Genomic DNA, 26,285 nt, shown 5'->3' with positions numbered 1-26,285 from the left:
TATGTATAAAAATACTTTTTTGATTTTAAAATACATATCTTTGTGTAAAAATATAGCTAGAAATCATTGATATTTTGCGCTTTTTTGCATGTTTAGATATGTATAATGTAACTTATATATACGAAATTTTTCCCTTGGGTATTGAGAAAAGTGTTGTGTAAAAATATTTTCTGTTTGTCTCTTTGTACATAGCTTGGCTAAAAATATACTAATTATGTGTCCCGGATTGACAAGGGTCGATTCAAACACGCCCTTTTCAAGGTCGAGTGTTAGATCGGCAATACTGTAAATCACAAGATTTATGGATGCCGAATGGAGGTAAAAAATGGCTAGTCGTAGAAAAGAGTCACAATGATACGATACATCATTAGGCGATGCCTGAATTATGTGGTGATGTTGTTCGTCGCCGTATCCATGACATATTTCTTGACAAGTGCTTTTATGAGACCGCGTTCGAACTACATGTCTAGGCATCCGCATCCACCTATTGCATCAATCAACCGTTCTTTGGATTTGGCAAATATTAACGACCAGACTCCAGTGTTTACTCGTTATTGCCGTTGGATTTACAACATTTTTACTAAGTGGGATTGGGGATTGAGCCCAGATCAGGCTCCAGTTGGCCCGGCAATTATGTCTCGTATTGGCGCATCTGTTCAGCTGGTTACTGGCGCTACAATTCTTGGCATTGTTCTCGGTGTTAGCGTTGGTGTTTACACTGCTATCCGTCAGTACAAGTGGCAAGATAGAGTTCTTAATTCCACCGCAACCTTCCTGTTGGTTGTTCCTGCAGCAGTTTTGGGTTTGATGGTTGTGCTTGCTGCTATTAGCATTAACCACGCAACAGGCGTGCGACTTTTCTACGTTACTGGTTTGCACTCTTACCAGGGTTCTGACCCGTTCATGTTCCTTCTTGACTTCCTTCAGCATTTGATTTTGCCGACGATTGTTATGACAATTCCTGGCATGGTTGGGTATCATTTAACGCAGCGCACGTATCTTCTCGATACTATGAATGCTGATTACGTTCGTACGGCTCGCGCTAAGGGCTTACCTTTGAATTTGGCTATTCGCCGCCACGCTTTGCGTACTTCTTTGATTCCAACAGCTGTTGACGTCGCCTTCTCTATTGCAGGCGTGTTTACGGGTGCTGTGATTACTGAAACCGTGTTTGCTATTAACGGCCTTGGTAGCTACTTCGTTCAGACCATTATGCAGAACGATATTAACGGTTCTGTTGCTATTGCAGCGTTTGGTGCTGTATGTACCTTAGTTGGTGCTCTGCTTGCAGATATCTTCTCTGCTTGGCTCGACCCACGTATTCGTTTGAACTAGCAGAACAGTGTAGGTGAATTTGATATGAATAAAAAAGATGTATCTTCAAAACCTCAAGAATCTGCTGCAGATAGAAAAGCTACTGCTGGTGCCTGGGGCAACTTTAAGCGCACTGGTAAGATGACGCTTTATACGCGTCGATTCTTCCGTCGCCCGTCTGCAGTTGTGGGCTTGGTTATGCTCGTAATTTTGATTCTTTTTGCTTTGTTTGGCTCAAAGATTTCAAAGTGGAGCTACGACGAACCAGACTTTTCTTCTCTAGCAACTCCTCCTTCTGCAGAGCATTGGCTGGGAACTACGCCAGGCGGTTCAGACATGTACGCAATGGTTGTGCGCGGACTTGGTCGTTCACTTTCCATTGGTATTGTTAGCTCTATTACCATTACAGTTATTGCTGCTTTGGTTGGTACTGCTATTTCTTACTTCGAAGGATGGTTTGAGCAGGTTGGTATGTGGCTTTTGGACATGCTGCTGATTGTTCCTTCCTTCCTGCTGATTGCTTTAATCATTAGTGCTTCTAGTGGTGGTAGCGATTGGCTGTGGTTGGCATTTGGCTTAACAGCTTTTGGTTGGATTGGTTACGCTCGTACTCTTCGTACGTTGACTTTGAGCTTGCGCGAACGTGAGTATGTTCGTGCAGCTAAGTTCGAGGGCGTTTCTTCGTTCCGCATTATTGTGCGCCACTTGGTTCCAAACTTGGGTTCTGTATTGATTATTAACACGGTTCTTGGTGTTATTGGTGCGATTAACGGCGAAACTGCTTTGAGCTTCTTGGGCCTTGGTATTAAGGCTCCGGATACTTCTCTTGGTACTTTGCTTAATGCTGGCCAAAGCGTTGTGCAGACTTCTCCGTGGGTGCTTTTGGTGCCGTCTGCAGTGCTTGTTTTGCTAACCTTCTCCGTGCAGCTTATTGGTGACGGTTTGCGTGATGCCATTGATCCATATTCTAGGTCTGTTGGTAAGGCCGACTAACGAGCGTTTGGAGTGATAAACATGACTGATATTGCAAATAACGCTATTAAGGAAGAAACCACGATGGAAGATCAAAACAACGAACCGTTGCTTTCAGTACGCGACTTGCAAATTAGCTTCGCTTCTGAAGCTGGTACTGTGCATGCTGTGCGCGGAATGAATTTTGATTTGTACCGCGGAAAGACTATTGGTATCGTTGGCGAATCTGGTTCTGGTAAGTCGGTTACGTCCTTGGCTGTTATGGGCTTGCTGGATAAAAACGCTAGCGTTAAAGGCTCTGTAAAGTATAAGGGCGAGGAGCTTTTAACTAAGTCTGATGCAGAAATGAGTAAGATTCGTGGCAAGAATATTGCCATGGTTTTCCAGGATCCTCTTTCTGCTTTAACTCCAGTTTTCTCTATTGGTGATCAGCTTAAGGAAGCTTTGGTTATTCATAACCCGGGCATGAGCGAAGAGCAGATTCGCGAGCGTTCTATTGAATTGCTTGATTTGGTTGGTATTACTAAGCCGGCTGAGCGTTTGAAGGCTTTCCCTCACGAGTTTTCTGGTGGTATGCGCCAGCGCGTGATGATTGCTATGGCAATTGCTAACGATCCGGATATTATTATTGCAGACGAGCCTACTACCGCTTTGGATGTGACTATTCAGGCTCAGGTTTTGGAAGTTTTGAAGAAAGCTCAGCGCGAAACCGGCGCTGCAATGATTTTTATTACTCACGATTTGGGCGTAATTGCTGGCGTTGCAGACGAAGTTATTGTTATGTACGCGGGCCATTTGGTTGAGCATAATAGCGTTGAGGAGATTTTTGCTCACCCAACTCAGCCGTACACTATTGGATTGTTGGGCGCTGTTCCTCGCGTTGATCAAAAGCGCACTCGTCGTTTGACTCCAATTTCTAAGCCGACTATGGATATGCTTATGGCTGAAGAAAATAGCGGCGACGACAGTACAATGATGGGTCTTGAAGCGGAAAGCGAAACTGTTCGCTCGTTGCTTCATGCGGAAACCGAAAAGCCAATTAAGCCAATGTTTGAAGGCATTCCTCGTGAGCAACGAAAAGTTGTTTTGGATGTTAAGAACTTGGTTAAAACATTCCCAATTACTAGCGGCGGCTTCTTGCGACGTAAGGTTGGCGAAGTTCGCGCGGTTGATGGTGTGAGTATTGAGGTTCGTGAAGGCGAAACTGTGGCTTTGGTTGGCGAGTCTGGTTCTGGTAAGTCCACGACTTTGATGGAGATTATGGGCTTGAAGAAGCCTGAGTCTGGTTCTATTACAGTTTTTGGTACTGAGTTGAACGATAAGTTGACTCGTGAGCAGCGTCGCGAACTTCGTTCTAAGATTCAGTACGTGTTCCAGGATCCAATGAGCTCGCTTGATCCTCGTATGCTTGTTTACGATATTTTGGCAGAGCCTTTGCTTGTGCAAAAGAAGTCTAAGGAAGAAATTCGCCAGCGTATTGCTGAGCTTATGCAATTGGTTGAGTTGAATCCTGATCAAGTTGATCGCTTCCCAACGCAGTTCTCCGGCGGCCAGCGTCAGCGTATCGCTATTGCTCGCGCTTTGGCTGTGAATCCTAAGCTTTTGCTTCTTGATGAGCCAGTTTCGGCTTTGGATGTTTCTATTCAGGCTGGAATTATTAACTTGCTTGAAGATTTGCAAGACAAGTTGGGCGTTGCTTACTTGTTCGTGGCTCATAACATGGCTGTTGTTCGACATATTTCTAGCCGAATTGCTGTTATGTATCACGGTCGAATTGTTGAATCTGGTGAAACGGATGAGGTGTTTGATAATCCAAAGCACCCTTACACTCAGGCTTTGATTAGCGCTGTGCCAATTCCGGATCCTACAATTGAGAAGAACCGTAAGCGTATTATTCTTTCTGAAGAAGATAATTTTGACGATGTTAGGTAATTCATGACTTGTTGATTTTAGTTAATCTTCATCAATCTGAATAAATTACTTAGTCGCGCATGTTTATTACAACATGCGCGATTTTTTATTGTGTAACATAAATTTAAAAAACGTAATATATTTTGTTTTTTAGCCAAAATAAACTAAAAAATTTTCTGTTTTGCTCATTATAGATAATAAATTATTCTTTTTTGCCTAATTTTCATAAAGTTGAAAAGAAAAAAATCAATATTTTGTGAAAACGATTTGTCGAATGTCATAGAGTTGTATATACTCATACAACATACCGGAAGACGGACATCATCCGGGGAATGAGAGGAATCATGAAAAATACAAATGCAGGTAAACTGACTGTATTTGCCGCAGCTGCACTTTCTGTTGCAATGCTGCTCGGCGCTTGCGGCGGTGCTACTAACAATGCTGGTAAAGCAGGTATGACTGAAGAGCCAGCTGCTGGTGTTGACACTTCTTACACTGGCGAACTTCCAATGCCAGATGTCAACAAGCGTTACGATAATCCACAGTCACGTGACAACGTTAAGGACGGCGGCACTTACACCGTTGCTCTTCCTGTTCTCGGTCCAAACTGGAATTACGCTTCTAACGACGGTAACTCTGGTTACATGAATACTTTGTGGGGCTTCTACCAGCCAAATCTTATGGCTTATGACACCGTTAAGGGTGAAAAGCTTAAGTACAACCCTGACTACATCACTTCCGTTAAGAAGGTTAGCGATAAGCCACTTGTTGTTCAGTATAACTTGAACCCAAAGGCCAAGTGGAATGATGGCACTGATTTTGACTACACTGCATTTAAGGCTACTTGGCAGGCTTTGAACGGAAAGAACAAGGATTACTCCGTCCCAAGTACTGAAGGCTATGACTGCATCAAGAGTGTTGAACAAGGTTCCACTCCAAAGCAGGTTGTAGTGACTTATGAGAAGCCATGCGCAACATGGGAAATGCTTTTCGCTCCACTGGTTCATCCAAAGGCCGGTGACGTTAAGACCTTCAACCAGGGTTGGGTAAACAATCCTCACAACGAGTGGGGTGCAGGTCCATTCCAGATTGAATCCGCAACCGAAAATCAGGTTGTTTTCACCCGCAATCCAAAGTGGTGGGGTAAGAAGGCAAAGCTCGATAAGGTTGTTGTAAAGCGTATGGAAGATACTGCAGCTTTGAACGCTTTCCAGAACGGTGAAATCGATGCTGTAACCGATAGCATTTCTGCTAAGGACGCAATCAAGTCTGCTCGTAGCGTTAAGGGTGCTCAGCTGCGTTACGGCTACAGCACCAAGGTTCGCGTGCTTAACTTCAACGCTAAGTCCAAGCCACTTAACGAGCTTGCAGTTCGTAAGGCTGTTGTTCAGGCATTCGACGTTGCTACCTACAACAAGATTCAGTTCCAGGGCATGAACTGGAAGAGCGAGCAGCCAGGTTCTGAGCTTCTCTCCATGTTCCAGGCTGGCTACAAGAACAATCTTCCTGCTGACGGCAAGTACAACACCGAAAACGCTAAGAAGACCCTTGAAGCTGCTGGTTACAAGATGGGCAAGGATGGCTACTACGCCAAGAATGGCAAGACTCTTGAGATTTCCTTCACCTTCTTCGGCGATGATTCTACTCAGGCAGCTCTTGCTAACGCATTCCAGGCCATGATGAAGAAGGCTGGAATTAAGTGCAAGACTGTGAACCATGCTGTTGCTAAGTTCTCCGAGGTTGTTGCTTCGCACGAGTACCAGGTGCTTCCATTGGCATGGCAGTCCACATCTCCATTGAGCTTCTTGTCTGCAGCAAGCCAGGTTTACAAGTCTGATAGCGATTCCAACCTCGGTCTCGTTGGCAATAAGAAGATTGATGCTATGCTCAACAAGATTGGCAAGACCTACGATTACAAGGAACAGACTGATTATGCAAACAAGGCAGAGTCTGCAGCTCTCGCACTCTACGGAACTCTTCCAGTTTCTGCTCCTCCTATTTACCAGGTGTTCAAGAAGGGCTTTGCTAACAACGGCCCTGCTGGTTACGCAAGCACCTACCCAGAGGATATGGGCTGGCAGAAGTAAGTAAATTTGTAGCGATAATTCGCGCAAGTTTACTAAGCTGATTGCTTAACTTATAGCATGTGGCGTGTAGTCTTTTGGCTACACGCCACATCTTTTTGTGTATGCTAATGTGAGAAAATAGTATAAATTTAAAATTAAGTCTCAAAAAGCAAAATCGGAAACAAAGGAGAAGCTGGCGCATGTACGTCAATCCGAATAAACGCAAAGATGCGAGTAACGTGCGCTGGGTATTGCAATACTGTAAGCCGGACATGTGGAAAGTTTGGCTTGCTATTTTTCTATTTATTATCAATGACACGATGGCAATGACAATGCCGTTGCTTTCTGGCTTTATTGTGGACAAAATCATTATTGGCAAACAGCATAATTTGCTTATAAGCGTATGCGTTTTAATGGTTGCGATGATGATTGTTCGCGTTGGCTCAAGGTATATTTACCAGCTTTTAATGGAAAAGTTTGGTCAAAATGCCGTGTATCGCCTGGTGAGCGACGAGTACGAAAAGCTTCATTCTCTCGATTTTACGTACTTTAATCACACGCGCACAGGCGACATTATGAGTCGTATGACATCGGATACTGACGCGATTCGTCATATTTTAAGTTGGGTTTCGTATATGGCGTTAGATTGTGTAGTAATGTTCGTGTTAGCGCTGGTTATAATGTTTTCAATTCAGTGGAAGCTCGCTTTAGCACTTATGTCAATTACGCCATTTTTGTTTCTGCTCGCAAAAATTATGGGCAAAAAAGCTAGACCGAAATTCCTTGCAATTCGTGAATCCTTTGCGCGCATGAATTCAATGGTGGAAGAAAATATCGAGGGGAATCGCGTAGTAAAAGCTTTCGTGCGTGAGGATTACGAAACTAAGAAATTCGATAAGTGCAACGAAGACTACTTTAATTGCAATATTACGCTTGCAAAAAATACTCAAAAATACATGCCTTGGCTCGATGGCATGGGTTTTGTGCTTGAGCTTATAACAGTTGGTTTCGGCGGATGGCTTGTTTTGAATGGCAACATGACTTTAGGTGCATTCGTCACTTTTAATAGCTTCCTTTGGATGCTACACATGCCTGTACGAATGGTGGGCTGGCTTATTAATGATTGGCAGCGTTTTAACGCAGGATGCGTGAATATTCGCAAACTTCTTACGCAAGAATCGCATATTAGACATCCAAAAGAAGCGGACGAAACCGTTAAAATTAGAGGTAAAATTACTTTTGAGCATGTTGATTTTTCATTCCCAGACGATCAAGACTCTCCAATCTTAAAAGATATTGATTTAGACGTTCCTGCTGGAAGCAAACTGGGTATTCTTGGTGAAACTGGTTCCGGCAAATCAACTCTCGTAAGTCTTATAGCAAGATTCTATGATCCTACGCGTGGTCGTGTTTTAATTGACGGAAAAGACGTGCGCGAATGGCCGTTAGAAACTGTTCGTAACCAAGTTAGCATAGTTGCGCAGGAAACATTCCTATTTTCGGACACTATTGCAGGAAATATTAGTTTTGGATTACCTCAAACTAAAGAAAATTGTAAGGAATTAGATAATACCATTCGCACGATGGCAACAATTGCTGCAGCAGACGATTTTATTATGGATATGCCAGAAGGCTATGAAACAGTAGTAGGCGAGCGTGGGGTAGGTCTTTCTGGTGGGCAAAAGCAGCGTTTGAGCTTAGCTAGAGCGTTGGCAAATAATCCTGCAATCTTGATTATGGACGATACAACTTCTGCTGTAGATATGGAAACGGAAGAGCATATTCAGCAGGAGCTGAAAAAGCTTGATGGCACGCGCACAATAATCACTATTGCGCACAGAATTTCATCCGTTAAAGATGCAGACATGATTGTTGTGCTAGATCACGGGAAAATTGTTGAACGCGGCACGCATGCTCAGCTTGTTGCAGCGCACGGGAGGTATTGGGAGATTTATAGAAAGCAACTTGGCTTTAAAACTGGCAGGTCTGCAGGATTCGAAACGAAGGGGGAGTAGAAATGGCACAACGTAATACTTATCGTGAAGACGAAGGTCAAGAAGAACACATAAACGTGCACGAACTTATGCGCGTTAGAAAATATATGAAGCCGTATGCTACTAAACTTCTATTCGTAATTATGGTAGTTATTAGCGGCAGCATAATTATGACAGCGATGCCAATGATTACGAAAACGCTAATCGACGTTGTATTGCCTCAGAAAAACGTCAATTATTTATATGCAATTATTGCCGTATTCGCACTGCTCATTATATTGTATGAGCTTGGTTTAGCGTACAGAACTTTAGCAATTACGCGCATTGGTCAGATGATAATCAGGGATATGCGCCGCGATATTTTTACGCATGTTCAATCATTGTCTTTTGATTATTTTGATTCGCGTCCGCATGGGAAAATTCTGATTCGCATTGTAAACTACATCAATACGCTTTCTGACACGCTTTCATCCGGTTTAATTAACGTATTTTCTGACGTTTTTGTGCTTATTATTACATTAATAACAATGTTTGTTATAGATTGGCGAATGGCTTTGTGGAGCTTGGTGCTATTCCCAATATTTATAATTTGGACGCGAACTTTACAAATTTTGCAAAGAAAAGCGTCTAAAAAGTTATCAAATAAACAAAGTAATTTAAATGCGTATTTGCACGAATCAATCGCAGGAGTAAAAACAACGCAAACTTTTGCGCGAGAAGCTACGGCATACGCTACTTTCCAAGAGCAACAAGCAGAAGTAAGAAGTGCTTGGATGCGAAACGTTAGAGTGCAAATGTTACTTTGGCCTGGTGCTTCAATTATTGAGACTGCAGCAATAGCGCTTTTGTATTACTCTGGCATAGCAAACTTAGGTGCAATGAACGTGAGCACGGGAACACTTATAGCATTTGTTTGGTATTCGACTACTTTCTGGGATCCAGTAGTAAATATTGGAAACTTCTATACGCAACTTGTAACGTGCTCAGTTTATTTGGAACGAATTTTTGAAACTTTACGAATTAAGCCAAATATCGTAGATAAGCCAGATGCTATTCAATTGCCTCAAATCGAAGGAAAAGTAGACGTAAACGACGTTGTTTTCCGTTACGAAGAAGATGGAAGGCCAATATTAAACTTGGTTGATTTGCATGTTAATCCTGGCACTACTGTAGCTCTTGTGGGACCTACTGGTGCAGGAAAAACAACTCTTGTAAGTCTTCTTTCTAGATTCTACGACGTTTCAGAAGGCTCGATTACTATAGACGGGTACGATGTACGTTCAGTAACGCTCGCATCTCTTAGAAAACAAATGGGCGTAATGTTGCAAGATAGTTTTATTTTCAGTGGAACCGTACGCGAGAACATCCGTTATGGAAAGCTCGATGCCACTGATGAAGAAATTGAGATTGCAGCGCGTGCAGTTCATGCTCACGAATTTATTGAAGGATTACCGAACGGATACGATACTGAAATTGAAGAGCGCGGAGCCACTCTTTCTGCAGGTCAGCGTCAGCTTATATCGTTTGCGCGAGTATTGCTTGCGAATCCGCGAATTCTTATTCTAGATGAGGCAACAAGTAATATTGATACTCGTACAGAAGAAGCATTACAAGCAGGATTAGCTCAATTACTTAAAAATCGCACATCTTTTGTAATAGCGCATAGGCTTTCGACGATTGAGAATGCGGATTTGATTTGTGTAATCGATCATGGAGAAATTGTTGAAAAAGGCACTCATAACGAGCTTATGGAGGCAAGAGGAGCGTATTATCGTCTTGTAAAATCGCAATATGATGCAATTCGCAAAGCAGTTTTATAAATACTTATCATTCAATAAAAATTGACAGTTGAGTTTGCGAGTAGACTTAAAAATATGAGTAAACATCATCGCGAACATAATTGGGCGCCGGCTTTAGCAACGCAATCTGCAGTATGGGAAAATCTGCTACAAGAAGGAATAACAATTGCAGACGATCATACGCACATGCTTAGCGTTGTGGATTTTGCGCATAATTTGAATCAAGAATTAGCAGAAAAAGGCCGCGATGTAATAGCGGAACCTACTGCAGACGATTTAGTTGTTCAAGCAAAATCATCAGGCGTTTCGCACATGCTAGAAGTCGGATGTGAATATCCAGATTGGGAGCCGACGATTAAGTTTGCTCAAACGCATGAAAATTCAGTTCGCGCAGCAATAGCAATACACCCAAACGAAGCAGTATTACACGGTCACAAAGGAGCTAAAGGTCCTGACGGACTGCCGATAGTTTACAAGCCGTATCACGATATTCCATTTGACGAAGCTATGCAACATTTGCGCTCGCTAGTAATTGCTCATCCAAAAGAAGTAGTGGCAATAGGCGAAACCGGTTTAGATTACTTTCGTACGGGAGAGCCTGCGCGAGAAGCACAAATAGAGGCTTTTCGCGACCATATTGCGCTCGCAAAAGAGCTGAATTTACCTTTACAAATTCACGATCGTGATGCGCATGAAGACGTAGTAAAAGTCTTACTAAAAGATGGCGCTCCTGAGCGAACAGTATTTCACAGTTATGCTGGTGGTGTGGATTTAGCCGAAATATTGAAAGAGCACGGTTGGTACGCAAGTTTTTCTGGAACTATAAGTTACAAAGGCAATGATGAATTACGCGAATCTGCGCGAATTATTGGCGAAGACCATATAACTGTTGAAACGGATGCGCCTTATTTAACGCCAATGCCGTATCGTGGACGGCCAAACGCGCCTTATATGGTTCCTTATACGCTAGAAACACTTTCTGAAGTTCTAAATATATCGTTATTGCAAGCAGCGAAAGTTACACGCGAAAATACGCGAAAAATTTACGAATTTTAGGAATATAAAATCCTTAATTTTCAAGGATTTTTTAATATTTTTTGCGCGATGCACTATTGTTGTATACAATATCCAAGTACGGAAATAAAACTGTGAGGTGTGAGGTTTATGCGACTTCTTGTTGGCATCAAGAAGAAGCCTCATATATGGAGGAACAATTAAGCATGACTAAGTCACGCACTGCTGTACCGTCAAACGATAGTACAAAGGATCCTCGCAACGGCGCGAAAGATTCCGAGAAAAGCACTAAATCCTTAAAAGGTACTAAGGATGCTATATTGCGAGCTGCCTCGTTTACTAAGGCTCCTCAGGTGTCAAAAAAAACGACAACACGCGAAGAGCGCAAAGTAATAGCTCAGCAGCAAGCGCAAGAGGTAAAAGAAGCGGAAAAGCTTGTTGCTAGTGCCGTACGAGGTCCATTAGGTAGATGGTGGGCAAAATTGCAAACCAGTTCCGATCGTTTTACATTGGGAATGGCAATTGTTGCTCTTGGCGTTGTTTATGGCGATATTGGTACTTCTCCGCTTTATACTGCGCAAACATTTTTAGCAGGTCAAGGCGGCTTACAAAACATAAATCGCGCGACTATCTACGGAATGCTTTCGCTACTGTTCTGGTCAATCACATTAATTACAACCGTAAAATACGTATTTGTTGCAATGAGAACAGACAACAAAGGCGAAGGCGGCATTTTTGCTTTATATTCGCTTCTACGTAAAAAAGGCGCATGGCTTGCGATACCGGCAATGATTGGTGGAGCCGCGTTTTTGGCAGATTCTGTGCTGACTCCTGCAGTTTCCATCTCTTCAGCAGTTGAAGGTTTGCGCACTATTGCAGTGTTTAAGCCAATATTCTTAGAAAATGAGAATTTGTCGATGATGATTACGGTTATTATAATCGTCATACTTTTCTCTGTACAGCAACGCGGAACTGAGCGAATTGGCAAAGTATTTGGCATTGTTGTGATGCTTTGGTTTGCTTTCCTTGCGCTGGTTGGTGTCATGAACATTGGCCAAGATTGGACTATTTTTGAAGCACTTAACCCGATTCATGGCATAAAATTCCTGTTTAGCACGCATAATGTGCAGGGATTAGCGGTTATGGGTGTGATCTTCCTTTCTACTACCGGTGCTGAAGCGTTATATTCTGATATGGGTCATGTTGGTAGAGGCAATGTGTACGCAACCTGGCCGTTTATTAAAGTTGCTTTGCTGCTGAATTACTTTGGGCAAGGCGCTTGGATGTTGAAAAATCAAAACGATAAAGCATTATGGTCGATAGAAGGTTTGAACCCATTCTTCCAAATGCTTGAACCGAATGTGCGATATGTTGCCGTTATTCTTTCGGTTACTGCTGGCATTATTGCTTCTCAAGCGTTGATTACAGGCGCATACACAATGGTTTCTGAGGCAACAAGCCTAAATTGGATGCCACATTTGCAAGTGCGATATCCTGCTAGAACTCGTGGACAGCTGTATATTCCAGTTGTGAATGTTGTGCTGTGTGTTGCCACTATTACGGTTCTTGCAGTATTCCGCGATTCTGAACATATCTCTGGCGCATACGGTTTAGCTTTAACTCTAACTATGCTTGCTACGACTATTTTGCTCACAGTGCACATGTGGTATCAAAAGAAGCGATTTGGTGCCTTCATATTTGCAATCGTATTCCTCATGATTGAGATGATGTTCTTTGTGGCTTCCATGGCGAAATTCATGCACGGTGGCTGGTTTACTATGCTGCTCGGTGTTTCAATTTTGATCATTATGGTCACTTGGAAAGATGGAACTAAAATTGAGCGTTCGCAACGTTTGCACATGAAACCGAAAGATTTCCTACCTGTGCTAGATAAGTTGCACGGAGATTTCCGTATTCCGTATTTCGCTGACAATATTGTGTATTTGACTTCCGATCGTGAAATGAAGCGTCTCGATACTGGAATCTTCTTCTCTATTTTTGCCGACCATCCAAAGCGTGCTAGAGCTTGGTGGGCTGTTTCTGTAGAAACAGATGACGCTCCGTTTACTCGTGAGTATTGTGTAGAGAATTTCGGTACGGACTACTTATTCCGCGTAAAAATTAAACTCGGATTTAAAGTGTCGCCTTCTATACCAGCGTATCTTCACCAAATTATGCATGACTTATCGCACACGGGCGAACTTCCTCAGCAAAAATCCGTGTATCCAAAGGTTGATGCAGATCCAGATATTGGACCAATTCGCTATGTTCTGTTGCACAAAGCGTTGATGCCGGAATCTAATATTTCTGTGCGTGGAGCGTTATCTTTAAAGATGAAATATGCAATTAGACATGTTGCTGGTACGCCTGTTAAATGGTTTGGTTTGGCTCCTTACAATCCGGTTGTTGAAGTGCAGCCGTTGTTTGTTTCTACTCGCAGACCTCCGCGTTTGAAGCGTGAAGACTGTTCTCAGCGAGCAGTTCAATCTTTGCAAGGTGCCTCAGCGCTTGAAACTAATATTCACGTTGTGAAAGATATCAGACCTACTGATGCTGAGCAGACTGCTGTTATGAACGCACGAGATATTGCTGCTGCTAATGTGATGTTTGCTAACGAAAAACTTGCCAATACTGGGAAAATTAGCCCAGTTCCAATTAAAGAGACAAAAAAAGTTAGCGTGGAGAAGCCTAATAAAGATGGGGCAAATATCGATGCAGCGAATGTAACGCATGCTGTTGTGCAGGCTGTGGAGGATGCTGCTCGTGCCAATGATGCGAATAGTGTGAAATCTGAAAAGAGTGCAGCAACTGAAAAGAGTGCAAAAAATAATCTTAAGTAAGAATCTTAAGGAAGAGCCTTAAAATGGAAAATGGTGCAGAAAGCATACTTAATTGCAACTCGATAAAACTCGCTAATCTACCTGATTTTGGTGAAGTAGAGAAATTGCATAGTGCAACTGCACCATCTTCTGCTGCTTATGAGCTTATTCACGGTCATTGTGTTGTAATCTCAACAATTGCTTGGCAAATTGCTCATCATTGCAATATGCTTTTGTCCGCTGAAAATCGTGCTGCTCAAATGAGTGGAACTTTGCGTAAGCGTGCTGAAATAGCAAAAAATTGCCTTCAGGAGCTTGTCGGAGATAGTTATGCAATATTACCTGCGGTTAGTGATGGCTTAGCTCCAAAACAGTATATTGATGAATACGCAGCTTTAATAGGTGGATTGTTGCACGATATTGGCACGTATTTTGTGCTTGAAAGTGATGGCAGTAGTAACGCTGGTGGCATATTACGCTTTGATGGACCGAATTATATTTTGCATGGTTTGCGCGGATATAAATATTTAATTGATAATGGTTTTAGTGAGGATGCTGCGCAATTTGCGCGCAACCATACTGGAGTTGGCTTAACTCGAGAGCAAGTTGTTGCGCAAAATTTGCCTCTTCCTGCTGAAGACTATATTCCGCAAACAGTTGAGCAAGAAATTGTTATGGTTGCGGATAAATATAACAGCAAATCGATACCTCCTCGTTTTTTGACAGTTGATTCTTATCGTCGCAAGGCTGCGCGATTTGGTGAAGACAATGCTAATCGGTGGATGCAATTAGTTACGAAATATGGTGAGCCAGATATTGCAGGCCTGGCAGAAATCTTTAATATGCGTGTTGATGCGTGAGCGCTATTGATTTTTTGCGTATTTTTATCCTATTTTTGTGTATTTTTTAAGAAATCTATTATTTTTTAAAAAGTTTTTTATAGATTCAATATCAGATAGCATGTTTTTTGGTGTTTTTTGCATGGTTTTCGACACGCCGGTGTTTTGGCTTGTTTTCAATGGTTTTGGGGTGTTTGTTTTTGGTGGGTTTGCGTTTTAGCGTGGGTTGGTGTAAGTTTATCTCTTGCTGCTCAGCGCGGCTGGTTCTCCTCGGTTGAGGTTGATGGGCCGGCTGGTGTGGTGGTGGTTTGAGAACTCAAGAGCGTGTCTGTACTACTTATTAGTTAATTATTGCCAGTTCATTGCCTGCCTTGCAGATTGCAGGGTGCCTGAGAGATGGTTAAATGGTGGTGAGGTTTTTTGTTGGGATGTTCTTTCCTTAAAGAATGTCTCGTCTTTTTCTTTTTAATATTGGAGCCTTTTGTTGGCTCTTCATTGAAGTTTTTCGTGGAGGGTTCGATTCTGGCTCAGGATGAACGCTGGCGGCGTGCTTAACACATGCAAGTCGAACGGGATCTAGTCAGCTTGCTGACTGGTGAGAGTGGCGAACGGGTGAGTAATGCGTGACCAACCTGCCCCATGCTCCAGAATAGCTCTTGGAAACGGGTGGTAATGCTGGATGCTCCAACTTGACGCATGTCTTGTTGGGAAAGTGTTTAGTGGCATGGGATGGGGTCGCGTCCTATCAGCTTGTAGGCGGGGTAATGGCCCACCTAGGCTTCGACGGGTAGCCGGCCTGAGAGGGCGGACGGCCACATTGGGACTGAGATACGGCCCAGACTCCTACGGGAGGCAGCAGTGGGGAATATTGCGCAATGGGGGAAACCCTGACGCAGCGACGCCGCGTGCGGGATGAAGGCCTTCGGGTTGTAAACCGCTTTTGATTGGGAGCAAGCCTTCGGGTGAGTGTACCTTTCGAATAAGCGCCGGCTAACTACGTGCCAGCAGCCGCGGTAATACGTAGGGCGCAAGCGTTATCCGGAATTATTGGGCGTAAAGAGCTTGTAGGCGGTTCGTCGCGTCTGGTGTGAAAGCCCATCGCTTAACGGTGGGTCTGCGCCGGGTACGGGCGGGCTAGAGTGCAGTAGGGGAGACTGGAATTCCCGGTGTAACGGTGGAATGTGTAGATATCGGGAAGAACACCAATGGCGAAGGCAGGTCTCTGGGCTGTTACTGACGCTGAGAAGCGAAAGCGTGGGGAGCGAACAGGATTAGATACCCTGGTAGTCCACGCCGTAAACGGTGGACGCTGGATGTGGGGCCCATTCCACGGGTTCCGTGTCGGAGCTAACGCGTTAAGCGTCCCGCCTGGGGAGTACGGCCGCAAGGCTAAAACTCAAAGAAATTGACGGGGGCCCGCACAAGCGGCGGAGCATGCGGATTAATTCGATGCAACGCGAAGAACCTTACCTGGGCTTGACATGTGCCTGTCGACTGCAGAGATGTGGTTTCCCTTCGGGGCAGGTTCACAGGTGGTGCATGGTCGTCGTCAGCTCGTGTCGTGAGATGTTGGGTTAAGTCCCGCAACGAGCGCAACCCTCGCCCTGTGTTGCCAGCGGGTTATGCCGGGAACTCACGGGGGACCGCCGGGGTTAACTCGGAGGAAGGTGGGGATGACGTCAGATCATCATGCCCCTTACGTCCAGGGCTTCACGCATGCTACAATGGCCGGTACAACGGGATGCGACATGGTGACATGGAGCGGATCCCTTAAAACCGGTCTCAGTTCGGATCGTAGTCTGCAACTCGACTACGTGAAGGCGGAGTCGCTAGTAATCGCGAATCAGCAACGTCGCGGTGAATGCGTTCCCGGGCCTTGTACACACCGCCCGTCAAGTCATGAAAGTGGGCAGCACCCGAAGCCGGTGGCCTAACCCTTTTGGGATGGAGCCGTCTAAGGTGAGGCTCGTGATTGGGACTAAGTCGTAACAAGGTAGCCGTACCGGAAGGTGCGGCTGGATCACCTCCTTTCTACGGAGTTTTTGTGCACGCTCGGTTGAGTGTGGTTACTGGTGTGGAAAACAGTGGTTAACGTTTTATATGAGTTTGTTGGGCATGCTTTTGGGTTCCCGGATTGCCACCCCCCTTGTTTTGGGGTTGCGGTCCTTGACTCACAGGATTTCGGGTTGATGCTTTTTGAGTGTTGATGCTGGTTTTGTGGTGTTGTGGTGGTTTGAGAACTGGATAGTGGACGCGAGTAAAATGCGAGACTTTTTTGGTTTCGATTTTTTTGCTTTTATCAATTTCAACCGGCTCCTTTTGTTGGAGTCGCTTGATCGTTTTGTGATCGTTTAGTGTGATGATTTTTTGTCTAGAGAATTTTGCTGATGGGTTCTTACTTTAGTGTTTGTCACTGGTAAGGGCGTATGGTGGATGCCTTGGTAGACAGGACCGATGAAGGACGTGACGGGCTGCGATATGCCTCGGGGAGCTGCCGAGTGGGCTTTGATCCGAGGATTTCCGAATGGGGAGACCCGGCCACTGTTATGAGTGGTCACCACAGTTTTTGTGGGGGGTACGCAGGGAAGTGAAACATCTCAGTACCTGCAGGAAAGGATACTCCGTGAGTAGTGGCGAGCGAAAGCGGATCAGGCTAAACCGGGTGCGTGTGATAGCCGTCAGGTGTTGCGCATTCGGGGTCGTGGGATGGACTGTTCAGCCTCTGACGGGGTTGAGGAGAGTGATAAAATGTCGTGCTAGGTGAATGGGATTGAATTCCCAGCCGTAGAGGGTGATGGCCCCGTAGCTTGTCGTGCGATGTCTCTTTATGTTTATTCCCAAGTAGCGCGGGACTCGTGGAATCCCGCGTGAATCTGCCCAGACCGTTGGGTAAGCCTAAGTATTCCTGTCTGACCGATAGTGTACTAGTACCGTGAGGGAAAGGTGAAAAGCACCCCGGGAGGGGAGTGAAATAGTTCCTGAAACCGTGCGCTTACAATCCGTCGGAGCCTTCTTTGTGGGGTGACGGCGTGCCTATCGAAAAATGAGTCTGCGAGTCAGTGGTATGTGGCGAGGCTAACCCGGGTGGGGGAGCCGTAGCGAAAGCGAGTTTTAAAAGGCGTTTGAGTCGCATGTCCTGGACCCGAAGCGGGATGATCTAGCCCTGAGCAGGTTGAAGCGCGGGTAAGACCGTGTGGAGGACCGAACCCACCTAGGTTGAAAACTGGGGGGATGACTTGGGGTTAGGGGTGAAAGGCCAATCAAATTCCGTGATAGCTGGTTCTCTCCGAAATGCATTTAGGTGCAGCGTCGTGTTATTGCTTACAGGGGGTAGAGCTACTGGATGCTTGCGGGCCCATACCGGGTACCAATAGCAGCCAAACTCCGAATACCTGTTAGGTTTATCACGGCAGTGAGTCGGCGGGGGATAAGCTCCGTCGTCAAAAGGGAAACAGCCCTGATCGTCGTCTAAGGTCCCGAAGCGCGTGCTAAGTGGGAAAGGATGTGGAGTCGCATAGACAGCCAGGAGGTTGGCTCAGAAGCAGCCATCCTTGAAAGAGTGCGTAACAGCTCACTGGTCTAGTGGTTCCGCGCCGACAATGTAGCGGGGCTTAAGCACGCCACCGAAGACGCGGCTGCATGATTTGTTTCATGCGGGGTAGGAGAGCGTCCTGTATGGGGTGAAGCGGCAGTGTGAACTTGTCGTGGACTTTACAGGAGTGAGAATGCAGACATGAGTAGCGAGAGACGGGTGTGAATCCCGTCCGCTGAATGACTAAGGGTTCCGGGGCCACGTTCGTCGTCCCCGGGTGAGTCGAGTCCTAAGGCGAGGCCGACAGGCGTAGTCGAATGGATGAACGGGTTGATATTCCCGTACCGGTGTTACACCGTTCGAACTGAATCTGAGAGTACTAACCTTCATTTTCTTGTTGATTGCCTTTCGGGGTTGTTGATGGGTTTGTGTTGGGACTGTATCGGTAGTAGGTTAGCGTGGGAGTGACGCGGGTAGGTAGCCGGCTGCGGAGGTGGTTTTCCGTGGCTAAGCGTGTGGGCTGTCTCCTAGGTAAATCCGGGGGATGTTAAGCTGAGGCGTGATGGGTAGGCTGTAAGGCTGATTCCGGTGATCCTGCTTGCCAAGAAAAGCTTCAACGTGAGGTGTGATTCCGCTCGTACCCTAAACCGACACTGGTGGTCTGGTAGAGTATACCGAAGCGATCGGGCGAATCCTGGCCAAGGAACTCGGCAAATTACTCCCGTGCCTTCGGCATAAGGGAGACCCCTGATGGTGATATGGTTTTACATTGTTGAGCTGTTGGGGGTGGCACAAGCTAGGGGGTAGCGACTGTTTACCAAAAACACAGGAGCGTGCGAAGGCGTAAGCCGCTGTATACGCTCTGACGCCTGCCCGGTGCCGGAAGGTTAAGAGGATCCGTTAGCTTCGGTGAAGCGGTGAATTTAAGCCCCGGTAAACGGCGGTGGTAACTATAACCATCCTAAGGTAGCGAAATTCCTTGTCGGGTAAGTTCCGACCTGCACGAATGGCGTAACGACTTCCCCACTGTCTCGGCCAGGAGCCCGGCGAAATTGCAGTACGAGTAAAGATGCTCGTTAAGCGCAGAAGGACGAAAAGACCCCGGGACCTTTACTATACCTTGGTATTGTCGTTAGGTGTGGATCGTGTAGCATAGGCGGGAGGCTGTGAAGCGTGGGCGCTAGCTTGCGTGGAGTCGACAGGTGAAATACCGCTCTTTCCATATCTGGCGTCTAACCTCGACGCGTTATCCGTGTCAGGGACAGTGCCTGGCGGGTAGTTTAACTGGGGCGGTTGCCTCCTAAAGAGTAACGGAGGCGCTCAATGGTCCGCTCAGCCCGGTTGGCAATCGGGTGTTGAGTGTAATCGCACAAGCGGGCTTGACTGTGAGACTGACGGGTCGAGCAGGGACGAAAGTCGGAGATAGTGATCCGGTGCCGGCGTACGGACGTGGCATCGCTCAACGGATAAAAGGTACCCCGGGGATAACAGGCTGATCATTCCCAAGAGTCCATATCGACGGGATGGTTTGGCACCTCGATGTCGGCTCGTCGCATCCTGGGGCTGGAGCAGGTCCCAAGGGTTCGGCTGTTCGCCGATTAAAGCGGCACGCGAGCTGGGTTCAGAACGTCGTGAGACAGTTTGGTCTCTATCCTCTGCGCTCGTTGGAATGTTGAGGAGACCTGCCCATAGTACGAGAGGACCTGGGTGGACGAACCTCTGGTATGCCGGTCGTCACGCCAGTGGCGCTGCCGGTTAGCTACGTTCGGAAGGGATAACCGCTGAAAGCATCTAAGCGGGAAGCCTGCTCCAAGATAAGCATTCCTTGCACTTTAGTGTGTGAGCCCCCATGTAGAACACGTGGTTGATAGGCTAGATGTGGAAGCCCTGTAAGGGGTGGAGCTGACTAGTACTAACGGGCGATGGTGACATTCTTCCTCACTTTTACTAGTGGGGAGGGTGAGTTCCTTATGAGTATTATTCTTCTAGCGTTAATGAGTACTGAATGTTTTGCTTAACGATCAGTTGGTAAGAGAGTTTTTACGCGCGTTCATGTCCGGTTCCCTAACCGCCACGTGTTGCCACTCAATGGTTTTGAGTGTATAATCTAGTTTTGCGGTGGTCATGGCTCAGGTGAGACGCCCGGTCCCATTCCGAACCCGGAAGCTAAGGCCTGACACGGCGAGGGTACTGCACTCGATAGGGTGTGGGAGACTAGCACGCTGCCGCATTATTTTTCTAGCGGGGAGTTTTTTACTCCCCGCTTTTTTCATACTCGCATACTGTTCTTTCGTTTTCGTATACTGTTATCTGTAATCCTTCAAACGTGGGCGCGACGACCTGTCTGAGCGCTGCGATTTAGCGCGCGAAGGCAATTCAGAGCGGAAACTCGCGTTGGAAGTCCACTGGACTTCCAACGCGAGTTTCGTAGCGAGCACGTATAGTGCGAGTGTCGTCTCGCAAATGGAGCGTAGAGCGAGGGTTAACCCTCCAAACGTGAGAGACTCACATCATAATTGGAGCAGATGTTGACGTTAAACCCTCAAAAACTCATACAACATTAATACTTAAAAGTCCAACAATTTATTTGATATTATTTATAGCAAAGCATGAGATGCATTTTCATGATATGTTCGTATCAATATTGTTAGGAGATGATGTATGAAATGTACAAGTTGCGGAATGGAGTCTTGGAATGACTTCTGCCCATACTGCGGATCAAAATTAAAGGTCGAACAATCAACAGCAGCTTCGACTTTTGAGCAAAATATTCCTGTTCCGCCGCCGCAGCAGAATCTCACTGTTCCAGCAGCTACAGGTTATGGCAGCATGCATGCCAAAAAGAAAAAGCCAATTTATAAAAGATTTTGGTTTTATTTACTCAGCATAATAATAATTGTTGTTGCAATATGCGGATTCTTGAATATTAAAAAATTAGATAACGGCGTTGTTATTAATTGGAATGAGATGGTTTTAGGCTCAGAATTGCCAAATCCTCCATCTAACATGGGTAAAATCATTGAAAACTCTTCTGAAGAAATGAATGTTGATATAAACAATATTTCTGCCAAACAGTTCAATGATTATATTAAAGCTTGCAAGGATAAAGGATTTACTGTAGATTCAAAAACTGATTCTACAGAATATTCTTCTTATAACAGTGAAGGCTATAAATTAAAATTGCTTCGTTATGAAAGCAATAATAAGCTAAGTATTGAGCTAAATGCGCCTATGGAAATGTCTCCAATTACTTGGCCATCGAGTAAAGCAGCTAATCAATTGCCTGTACCAAAATCTATATTCGGAAAGTTCTCCTACGAAAATGAGGATAGCTTCGTAGTTTATATTGGCAACACCAGTATGGAAGATTATGAGAAATATGTGAAAGCTTGCTCTGATAAAGGTTTTACAGTTAATTATAGTAAGGGAGATGATTGGTACTATGCGTACAATAATTCAGGCTGGCATTTGTCATTAAAATACGAAGGCAATAATATTATGAGCATTGGCATCAGTGCTCCAGCCAACAATCCTAAAGATAGTGGTGATTCCAATAAGTCTGATGCGAAGAAAGATGCCGCAAAGGCTGCTCCAAAGCAAGCTACTCCAAAAGCTGAACCAAAACCTAAAACTAACACGAAGCTTGTTAATGGATTGCGTAGTGATTTCAAAGCGGCAATGGATAGCTATGAAACAGTTATGGACGAATATGTTGCGTTCATGAAAAAGTATAAGAAAAATCCAACTGATAAGACTATTCTTAATGAGTACTCTGCGTATTTAGATAAATATAATGATGCAGTAAAAAAGTTCAACAATTGGCATAGCAAAGATTTGAACTCTGATGAGCTTAATTATTATGTTGATGTTCAAGCGAGAGTTTCTAAGAAACTTATAGCTGTGTCCCAATAGTATTAACTATATTTGTTTGCAAATGTAGCGATAATAGTAGGGGTCAATGTTCTAAAATATTGACCCCTACAATTATTTTGTAAACTGCTTATAATTTACAATTTTGTTTACTTTTATTTTGCATGTGCAAAATTTAAAGTCTTGCAGCTTTCTTTTCTTTCTTTTTTATGACAATTCCAACTATTGAGCAAACTATTACAGCCACTGCCAACGGCGTATAAAGGTAATATGTAAAGCCAAAAGTATAATTATCTGAAGGAAGTGCATGACGGCTTACTGCGTCATAATTCATAAGAAGTGATGCAGCTGCCAAGATGAGTGCAAATACAATATTTGCAACAGGCTTATTTAAAAGTGTAAACAATAGTATAAGAAGTATAGATGCGATTAGTGCAATTATGAGAACAACATTTATTATTGCTTCATTCTTGAGCCAGTCATTTCCATGAGAATTATTAGCAAGACAGAAATATAACCTAAGATTTTCTAACATCGATAAATCGACAGCGTCAATATTTTTAAAACCTATTTCTTTTGCAAACAAGATGTCTGGATTTGATGTCAAAAAATTCCTGTATTCTCCGTACGATGAAGAATATGGCAGAAGCAATCCAATTAAAGCAATGCCGCTAAAAATAAGATTAATAATCTGGTGAATTTTTATTTTTTTCATATTCCCTACCTATAAAACTACTTAGTACTGTTAATTTGTTTTTTTGTTTCAATATTTTATCAGTAAGATTTAAAATTTGCCGCAAGGTAGTGATTAAATGATGATAGTCGGTGCAGAAGCAAGTGAGCTTTGAGTATTCTTTGAATATTAAGGTATTGCGCCGATTGCAATTGGGCCAGCAATTGAGTTGATAATTGGGCTATCAATTGAAATAAAATCAAGCAATTAAGAATGCGGAATATTGTAACTAAAGCGATTATGCTATTGCAGTAGAGCTATTTGCGATTATTCTGTAAATTTCATACAAGGAGTAGGTATGAATAAAGCTCTTATTAACATTGATTATACGAATGATTTTGTGGCAAGCGATGGCTCTCTTACTGTGGGCGAGCCTGCGCAAAAGCTCGAAAAGCGTATTACTGAGATTTCGCAGGAATTTCTTGAGGCTGGTGAGTTCGTGGTTTTTGCGATTGATACGCACCATTTGAATGATCCGTATCATCCTGAAACTAAACTTTTCCCACCTCACAATATCGCCGGAACTCACGGTCAGAAGCTGTACGGCGCGCTTGGTGATTTTTACGAAGCAAATAAAGATAAAAGCAACGTGTATTACATCCATAAAACTCGCTACTCTTCGTTTAATGGCACGGATTTGCTGATTAAGCTTCGCGAACGCCATATTGAGGAGCTGCATTTGGTGGGAGTTTGCACGGATATTTGCGTGCTTCACACTGCTGTCGATGCGTATAATCTTGGATTCAAGATTGTGGTTCACAAAGATGCCGTGGCAAGTTTTGATCCTGCAGGTCACGAATGGGCTTTGCGCCACTTTAAGACTTGCCTTAATGCTGATATTGTGGAAGGCTGAGAATTTTAGCTAAAAATATTTAAATAAGTATTCAATAATTATTGAGAATAATAGACGCTGGTTGCTTTAAGCTGCCAGCGTTTTTGTTTATTCGGAGTGTCGACTTGCTATTAATGAGAATCATTATTATTATTAATAGACGTTGTTAAAAAATCTTCCATAATTATTTGCGAAAAGAAGAGCGCATATAACGATAAGAAGATGAAGTGTAGAGAGTGAAATAATAATTATGACTCAGGTCATCAGGAATATTGTGAAACGTGCTTTTGCGATGGCAAGTGTTGCAATACTTGCGTTTGCTGTGCTTGCATCAGGATTTAGTGCAGCTTTACCGGCAGTTGCATTAGAAAATAGTAATCCTGGTGAAAAATACGATCCTACAAAAAAGGAAGTGCTAAGTCATGGCCATACAGACGTGTTTTACCCAATTCAATACAACGGTAAATTCATTATGGCCGTCGAAAAAGACGCTGCTACTTTCTTAAAGCCTGAAAACACTACTTTGCGCGTAGCTAAAAGCACGTACACTACAAAATCGCAACTTCCTGCTCTCGCTACTGAATACTACTATCTCGATAGTTCCGGAAATCAAAAAGGAAACCCTCTTTTCCCGGGTTGGGACACAGGTTATGCTGCATCTTTAGTTGGCGCATCTCACGCAGATGATGCAACAGCAGATATTGCAATTCAGCAAGTTACTGGACCAATGAACGGGCGCATTCTGCTTTGGACTACCGATGGCATTGGAAAAAATTCGAAGAAATTATCATTTGAAGAGAATGATTTAGACGACGAACCTGATACTGATGGCAGTCGATTTATGCTACCTGGCGTAATTCACCAACATACTGCTGGCCACGTGCATGCAAACTGGGGATTTACGCAGCCTGGCGTTTACAAGCTAAAAGTAGCAGCAACTATTACAAATAAGAACACTAAGAAGCAGATCACAACCGAACCTGCAGAATACACTTTTGAAGTAGAAGATACATATTCAGGCGAAGTACCTGCTTCTGGCATTACGGAAACGCTTGATTTGCACCGTCGCGGTGATTTTATTAATCCTGACGATGATGAAGAAGCGCACGAAGCTTCCAAAGATCATAAAGACACAGATAAAGACGATGGCGGCGATATGCGCATCGGCAATATTCGTGATTCCGGGCCTCATCCGCATTATCATTCATACGAAGGTTATGGTGGTTTAGACTTAAAAGTAGTTAACAAACCAAAGGGTGCTCGTATTGAGTGGAGATATGTGCGTGCTGACGAAGGTCCTGACGCGTATGGAACCACTCTTTTTGCTGAGAGATTGCAGCTTCCAGCTGAGCCTGCAATGAACAAGATGAAAGTGTATGCTCACGCAACTGAAGGTGAAACGCAAGTTGGCAAAGATACTGCGTCTGCAACCATCGCCGTTGAAGATCACGGTGCCGACGGACATCCTGTAGTAAAAGCAATTGCTCCTTATAAGCGTTTCAAACCAGGGGATACTTTACACGCGAAAACAGTATTGCTTAACCCTCATGTTGCAACCGACGGTGTTACCGGTGCGCCAATTGACGATCCGACAAGTCCAGTAACTTCCATTGTTAAAGACTATGTTTGGTTGATGAAAAAGGAAGGAGAAAGCGAATTTAAGCGCATTCCGGGTGCTGCAAGCAGCAAGTTGGAGCTAAAACTTGATGCGTCAATGCAAGGTGCAACGATTCGTCCTTCCTTAGTTTTAAAGAACGGTGAACTTTACCGTAATAAAATGTTTGATGAGTTTTGCGATTATGTTATTGAGATGAAAGGTGTTCCTCACTCTCATAACCATGATGGCGATGATGATCAAAGTGGTTCTGATTCTGAAGATGATGAGAACCCTCACGGGAAAAAGCACCATGAGAAGCGTCATAATAAGCGCAAAAATAAGACTAAGCATTTCGCTGGTGGAAAGAACTTTTTGAAAGGCGTATTCGGCGGTGCTGCAAATTCGGGACTATTTGGATCTAGTTCTAATGGTGGATTCCAATTCGAATCTAATTTCTTTAAGAAATCCAACAGAAAATTCAAGCGCACAAAGAAGAATCGCAATAAGACTAACCGCACTAATCGTAAGAATAATTCTAAAAATAATACGCAAAGTGGTGCTAGTTCTGGTTCTAGTTCTTTTACAAGAACAGAAAATTCAAGCGGAACATCGTTACATAATTCATCGCGACGAACTTCTGGCGGAACTCATACTAAGAACAAGAGCTCTAAGAAAAGTGGACAGACTATTCGTAATTTCGTGAGAACAGATAATAATTCTGGCAATAAGTCCAAAAATAGTTCTGTCAATAACCCTGATTTTGTTAAGAATACTGAACACCATGCTTTGCAAGGTGCAAGGCAATACAACGAAGAATCTGATGAAGCGTATGAAGATGATTCAGATGATACAAAAGGTGATAGTTCTTCGACTAAGTGGGTTGCGGTTGCAGCTTCAGGTGCGAGCGTCGGCTTATGCACAATAACTGGTGCATGCGGCGCATTGGTACGTCCTAGATTGAAATTGTTGTAAATAGTATTCGTATTATTACTA

14 protein-coding genes and 3 rRNA genes are annotated in these 26,285 nt (G+C 44.2%); 16 read left to right on the top strand and 1 reads right to left on the bottom strand.

Annotated features, from left to right (window positions below):
• Positions 1-351 precede the first annotated feature (351 nt).
• The 14 genes from HXT50_RS03795 (at position 352) to HXT50_RS03730 (ending at position 22,172) form a co-directional block, all read left to right on the top strand.
• A complete protein-coding gene (locus HXT50_RS03795) occupies positions 352-1,335 on the top strand; it encodes an ABC transporter permease subunit (protein WP_081378950.1) in 984 nt (327 codons plus the stop codon).
• Positions 1,336-1,359: 24 nt separating this feature from the next.
• Complete coding sequence (locus HXT50_RS03790; protein ID WP_004104713.1) at positions 1,360-2,307, top strand: ABC transporter permease; 948 nt, start codon at positions 1,360-1,362, stop codon at positions 2,305-2,307.
• A 21-nt stretch (positions 2,308-2,328) separates the two neighbouring features.
• Positions 2,329-4,218 carry an ABC transporter ATP-binding protein gene (locus tag HXT50_RS03785; RefSeq protein ID WP_421777048.1) on the top strand — a complete coding sequence of 630 codons (1,890 nt, stop codon included), beginning with the start codon at positions 2,329-2,331 and terminating at the stop codon, positions 4,216-4,218.
• A 323-nt stretch (positions 4,219-4,541) separates the two neighbouring features.
• Complete coding sequence (locus HXT50_RS03780; RefSeq protein WP_004104709.1) at positions 4,542-6,284, top strand: ABC transporter family substrate-binding protein; 1,743 nt, start codon at positions 4,542-4,544, stop codon at positions 6,282-6,284.
• Positions 6,285-6,463: 179 nt separating this feature from the next.
• Positions 6,464-8,278, top strand: coding sequence for an ABC transporter transmembrane domain-containing protein (locus tag HXT50_RS03775; protein WP_116442889.1), 1,815 nt, complete (start codon positions 6,464-6,466; stop codon positions 8,276-8,278).
• A gap of 2 nt (positions 8,279-8,280) precedes the next feature.
• Positions 8,281-10,077, top strand: a complete 1,797-nt coding sequence (locus HXT50_RS03770; protein WP_174163550.1) for an ABC transporter transmembrane domain-containing protein — start codon at positions 8,281-8,283, stop codon at positions 10,075-10,077.
• Positions 10,078-10,131: 54 nt separating this feature from the next.
• Positions 10,132-11,112, top strand: a complete 981-nt coding sequence (locus HXT50_RS03765) for a TatD family hydrolase (protein ID WP_174163552.1) — start codon at positions 10,132-10,134, stop codon at positions 11,110-11,112.
• A 164-nt stretch (positions 11,113-11,276) separates the two neighbouring features.
• The gene (locus HXT50_RS03760) at positions 11,277-13,910 is read left to right on the top strand and encodes a KUP/HAK/KT family potassium transporter (protein ID WP_012914496.1); all 2,634 of its coding nucleotides are present in this window, start codon (positions 11,277-11,279) and stop codon (positions 13,908-13,910) included.
• Positions 13,911-13,933: 23 nt separating this feature from the next.
• The gene (locus HXT50_RS03755) at positions 13,934-14,749 is read left to right on the top strand and encodes an HD domain-containing protein (protein ID WP_004104700.1); all 816 of its coding nucleotides are present in this window, start codon (positions 13,934-13,936) and stop codon (positions 14,747-14,749) included.
• Between the two features lie 144 nt (positions 14,750-14,893).
• Complete coding sequence (locus HXT50_RS03750; RefSeq protein WP_162720529.1) at positions 14,894-15,040, top strand: hypothetical protein; 147 nt, start codon at positions 14,894-14,896, stop codon at positions 15,038-15,040.
• A 192-nt stretch (positions 15,041-15,232) separates the two neighbouring features.
• A 16S ribosomal RNA gene (locus tag HXT50_RS03745) occupies positions 15,233-16,759 on the top strand.
• Positions 16,760-17,134: 375 nt separating this feature from the next.
• A 23S ribosomal RNA gene (locus HXT50_RS03740) occupies positions 17,135-20,195 on the top strand.
• A gap of 179 nt (positions 20,196-20,374) precedes the next feature.
• Positions 20,375-20,491, top strand: a 5S ribosomal RNA gene (gene rrf, locus HXT50_RS03735).
• Together the 16S, 23S and 5S rRNA genes form the textbook arrangement of a ribosomal RNA operon.
• A 430-nt stretch (positions 20,492-20,921) precedes the next feature.
• A complete protein-coding gene (locus tag HXT50_RS03730; protein WP_421777047.1) occupies positions 20,922-22,172 on the top strand; it encodes a DUF6591 domain-containing protein in 1,251 nt (416 codons plus the stop codon).
• A gap of 133 nt (positions 22,173-22,305) precedes the next feature.
• Here HXT50_RS03730 and HXT50_RS03725 read toward each other — a convergent pair whose 3' ends face one another.
• Positions 22,306-22,845: a hypothetical protein gene (locus tag HXT50_RS03725; protein ID WP_421777046.1), complete on the bottom strand. Its 540-nt coding sequence runs from the start codon at positions 22,843-22,845 to the stop codon at positions 22,306-22,308.
• A 316-nt stretch (positions 22,846-23,161) separates the two neighbouring features.
• On the opposite strand from HXT50_RS03725, the gene HXT50_RS03720 reads away from it, so the two are divergent.
• Together HXT50_RS03720 and HXT50_RS03715 are read left to right on the top strand one after the other, a co-directional pair.
• Positions 23,162-23,716 (top strand): cysteine hydrolase family protein, encoded by a 555-nt coding sequence (locus tag HXT50_RS03720; protein ID WP_421777045.1) that lies wholly within the window; start codon positions 23,162-23,164, stop codon positions 23,714-23,716.
• Between the two features lie 229 nt (positions 23,717-23,945).
• Complete coding sequence (locus tag HXT50_RS03715; RefSeq protein WP_421777044.1) at positions 23,946-26,264, top strand: choice-of-anchor M domain-containing protein; 2,319 nt, start codon at positions 23,946-23,948, stop codon at positions 26,262-26,264.
• Positions 26,265-26,285 lie beyond the last annotated feature (21 nt).

Source organism: Gardnerella sp. KA00243 (genome assembly GCF_049244105.1).
In the GTDB taxonomy this organism is placed as follows: Bacteria; Actinomycetota; Actinomycetes; order Actinomycetales; family Bifidobacteriaceae; genus Bifidobacterium; species Bifidobacterium leopoldii.
Note: the sequence above shows the minus strand (reverse complement) of the source record. Positions and strands in the feature narration are given on the sequence as shown.

Bases quoted from the DNA above. Each gene is read 5' to 3' on its own strand.
- HXT50_RS03795 (WP_081378950.1), top strand. From the start codon at position 352: ATGATACGATACATCATTAGGCGATGCCTGAATTATGTGGTGATGTTG.
- HXT50_RS03790 (WP_004104713.1), top strand. From the start codon at position 1,360: ATGAATAAAAAAGATGTATCTTCAAAACCTCAAGAATCTGCTGCAGAT.
- HXT50_RS03785 (WP_421777048.1), top strand. From the start codon at position 2,329: ATGACTGATATTGCAAATAACGCTATTAAGGAAGAAACCACGATGGAA.
- HXT50_RS03780 (WP_004104709.1), top strand. From the start codon at position 4,542: ATGAAAAATACAAATGCAGGTAAACTGACTGTATTTGCCGCAGCTGCA.
- HXT50_RS03775 (WP_116442889.1), top strand. From the start codon at position 6,464: ATGTACGTCAATCCGAATAAACGCAAAGATGCGAGTAACGTGCGCTGG.
- HXT50_RS03770 (WP_174163550.1), top strand. From the start codon at position 8,281: ATGGCACAACGTAATACTTATCGTGAAGACGAAGGTCAAGAAGAACAC.
- HXT50_RS03765 (WP_174163552.1), top strand. From the start codon at position 10,132: ATGAGTAAACATCATCGCGAACATAATTGGGCGCCGGCTTTAGCAACG.
- HXT50_RS03760 (WP_012914496.1), top strand. From the start codon at position 11,277: ATGACTAAGTCACGCACTGCTGTACCGTCAAACGATAGTACAAAGGAT.
- HXT50_RS03755 (WP_004104700.1), top strand. From the start codon at position 13,934: ATGGAAAATGGTGCAGAAAGCATACTTAATTGCAACTCGATAAAACTC.
- HXT50_RS03730 (WP_421777047.1), top strand. From the start codon at position 20,922: ATGAAATGTACAAGTTGCGGAATGGAGTCTTGGAATGACTTCTGCCCA.
- HXT50_RS03725 (WP_421777046.1), bottom strand. From the start codon at position 22,845: ATGAAAAAAATAAAAATTCACCAGATTATTAATCTTATTTTTAGCGGC.
- HXT50_RS03720 (WP_421777045.1), top strand. From the start codon at position 23,162: ATGAATAAAGCTCTTATTAACATTGATTATACGAATGATTTTGTGGCA.
- HXT50_RS03715 (WP_421777044.1), top strand. From the start codon at position 23,946: ATGACTCAGGTCATCAGGAATATTGTGAAACGTGCTTTTGCGATGGCA.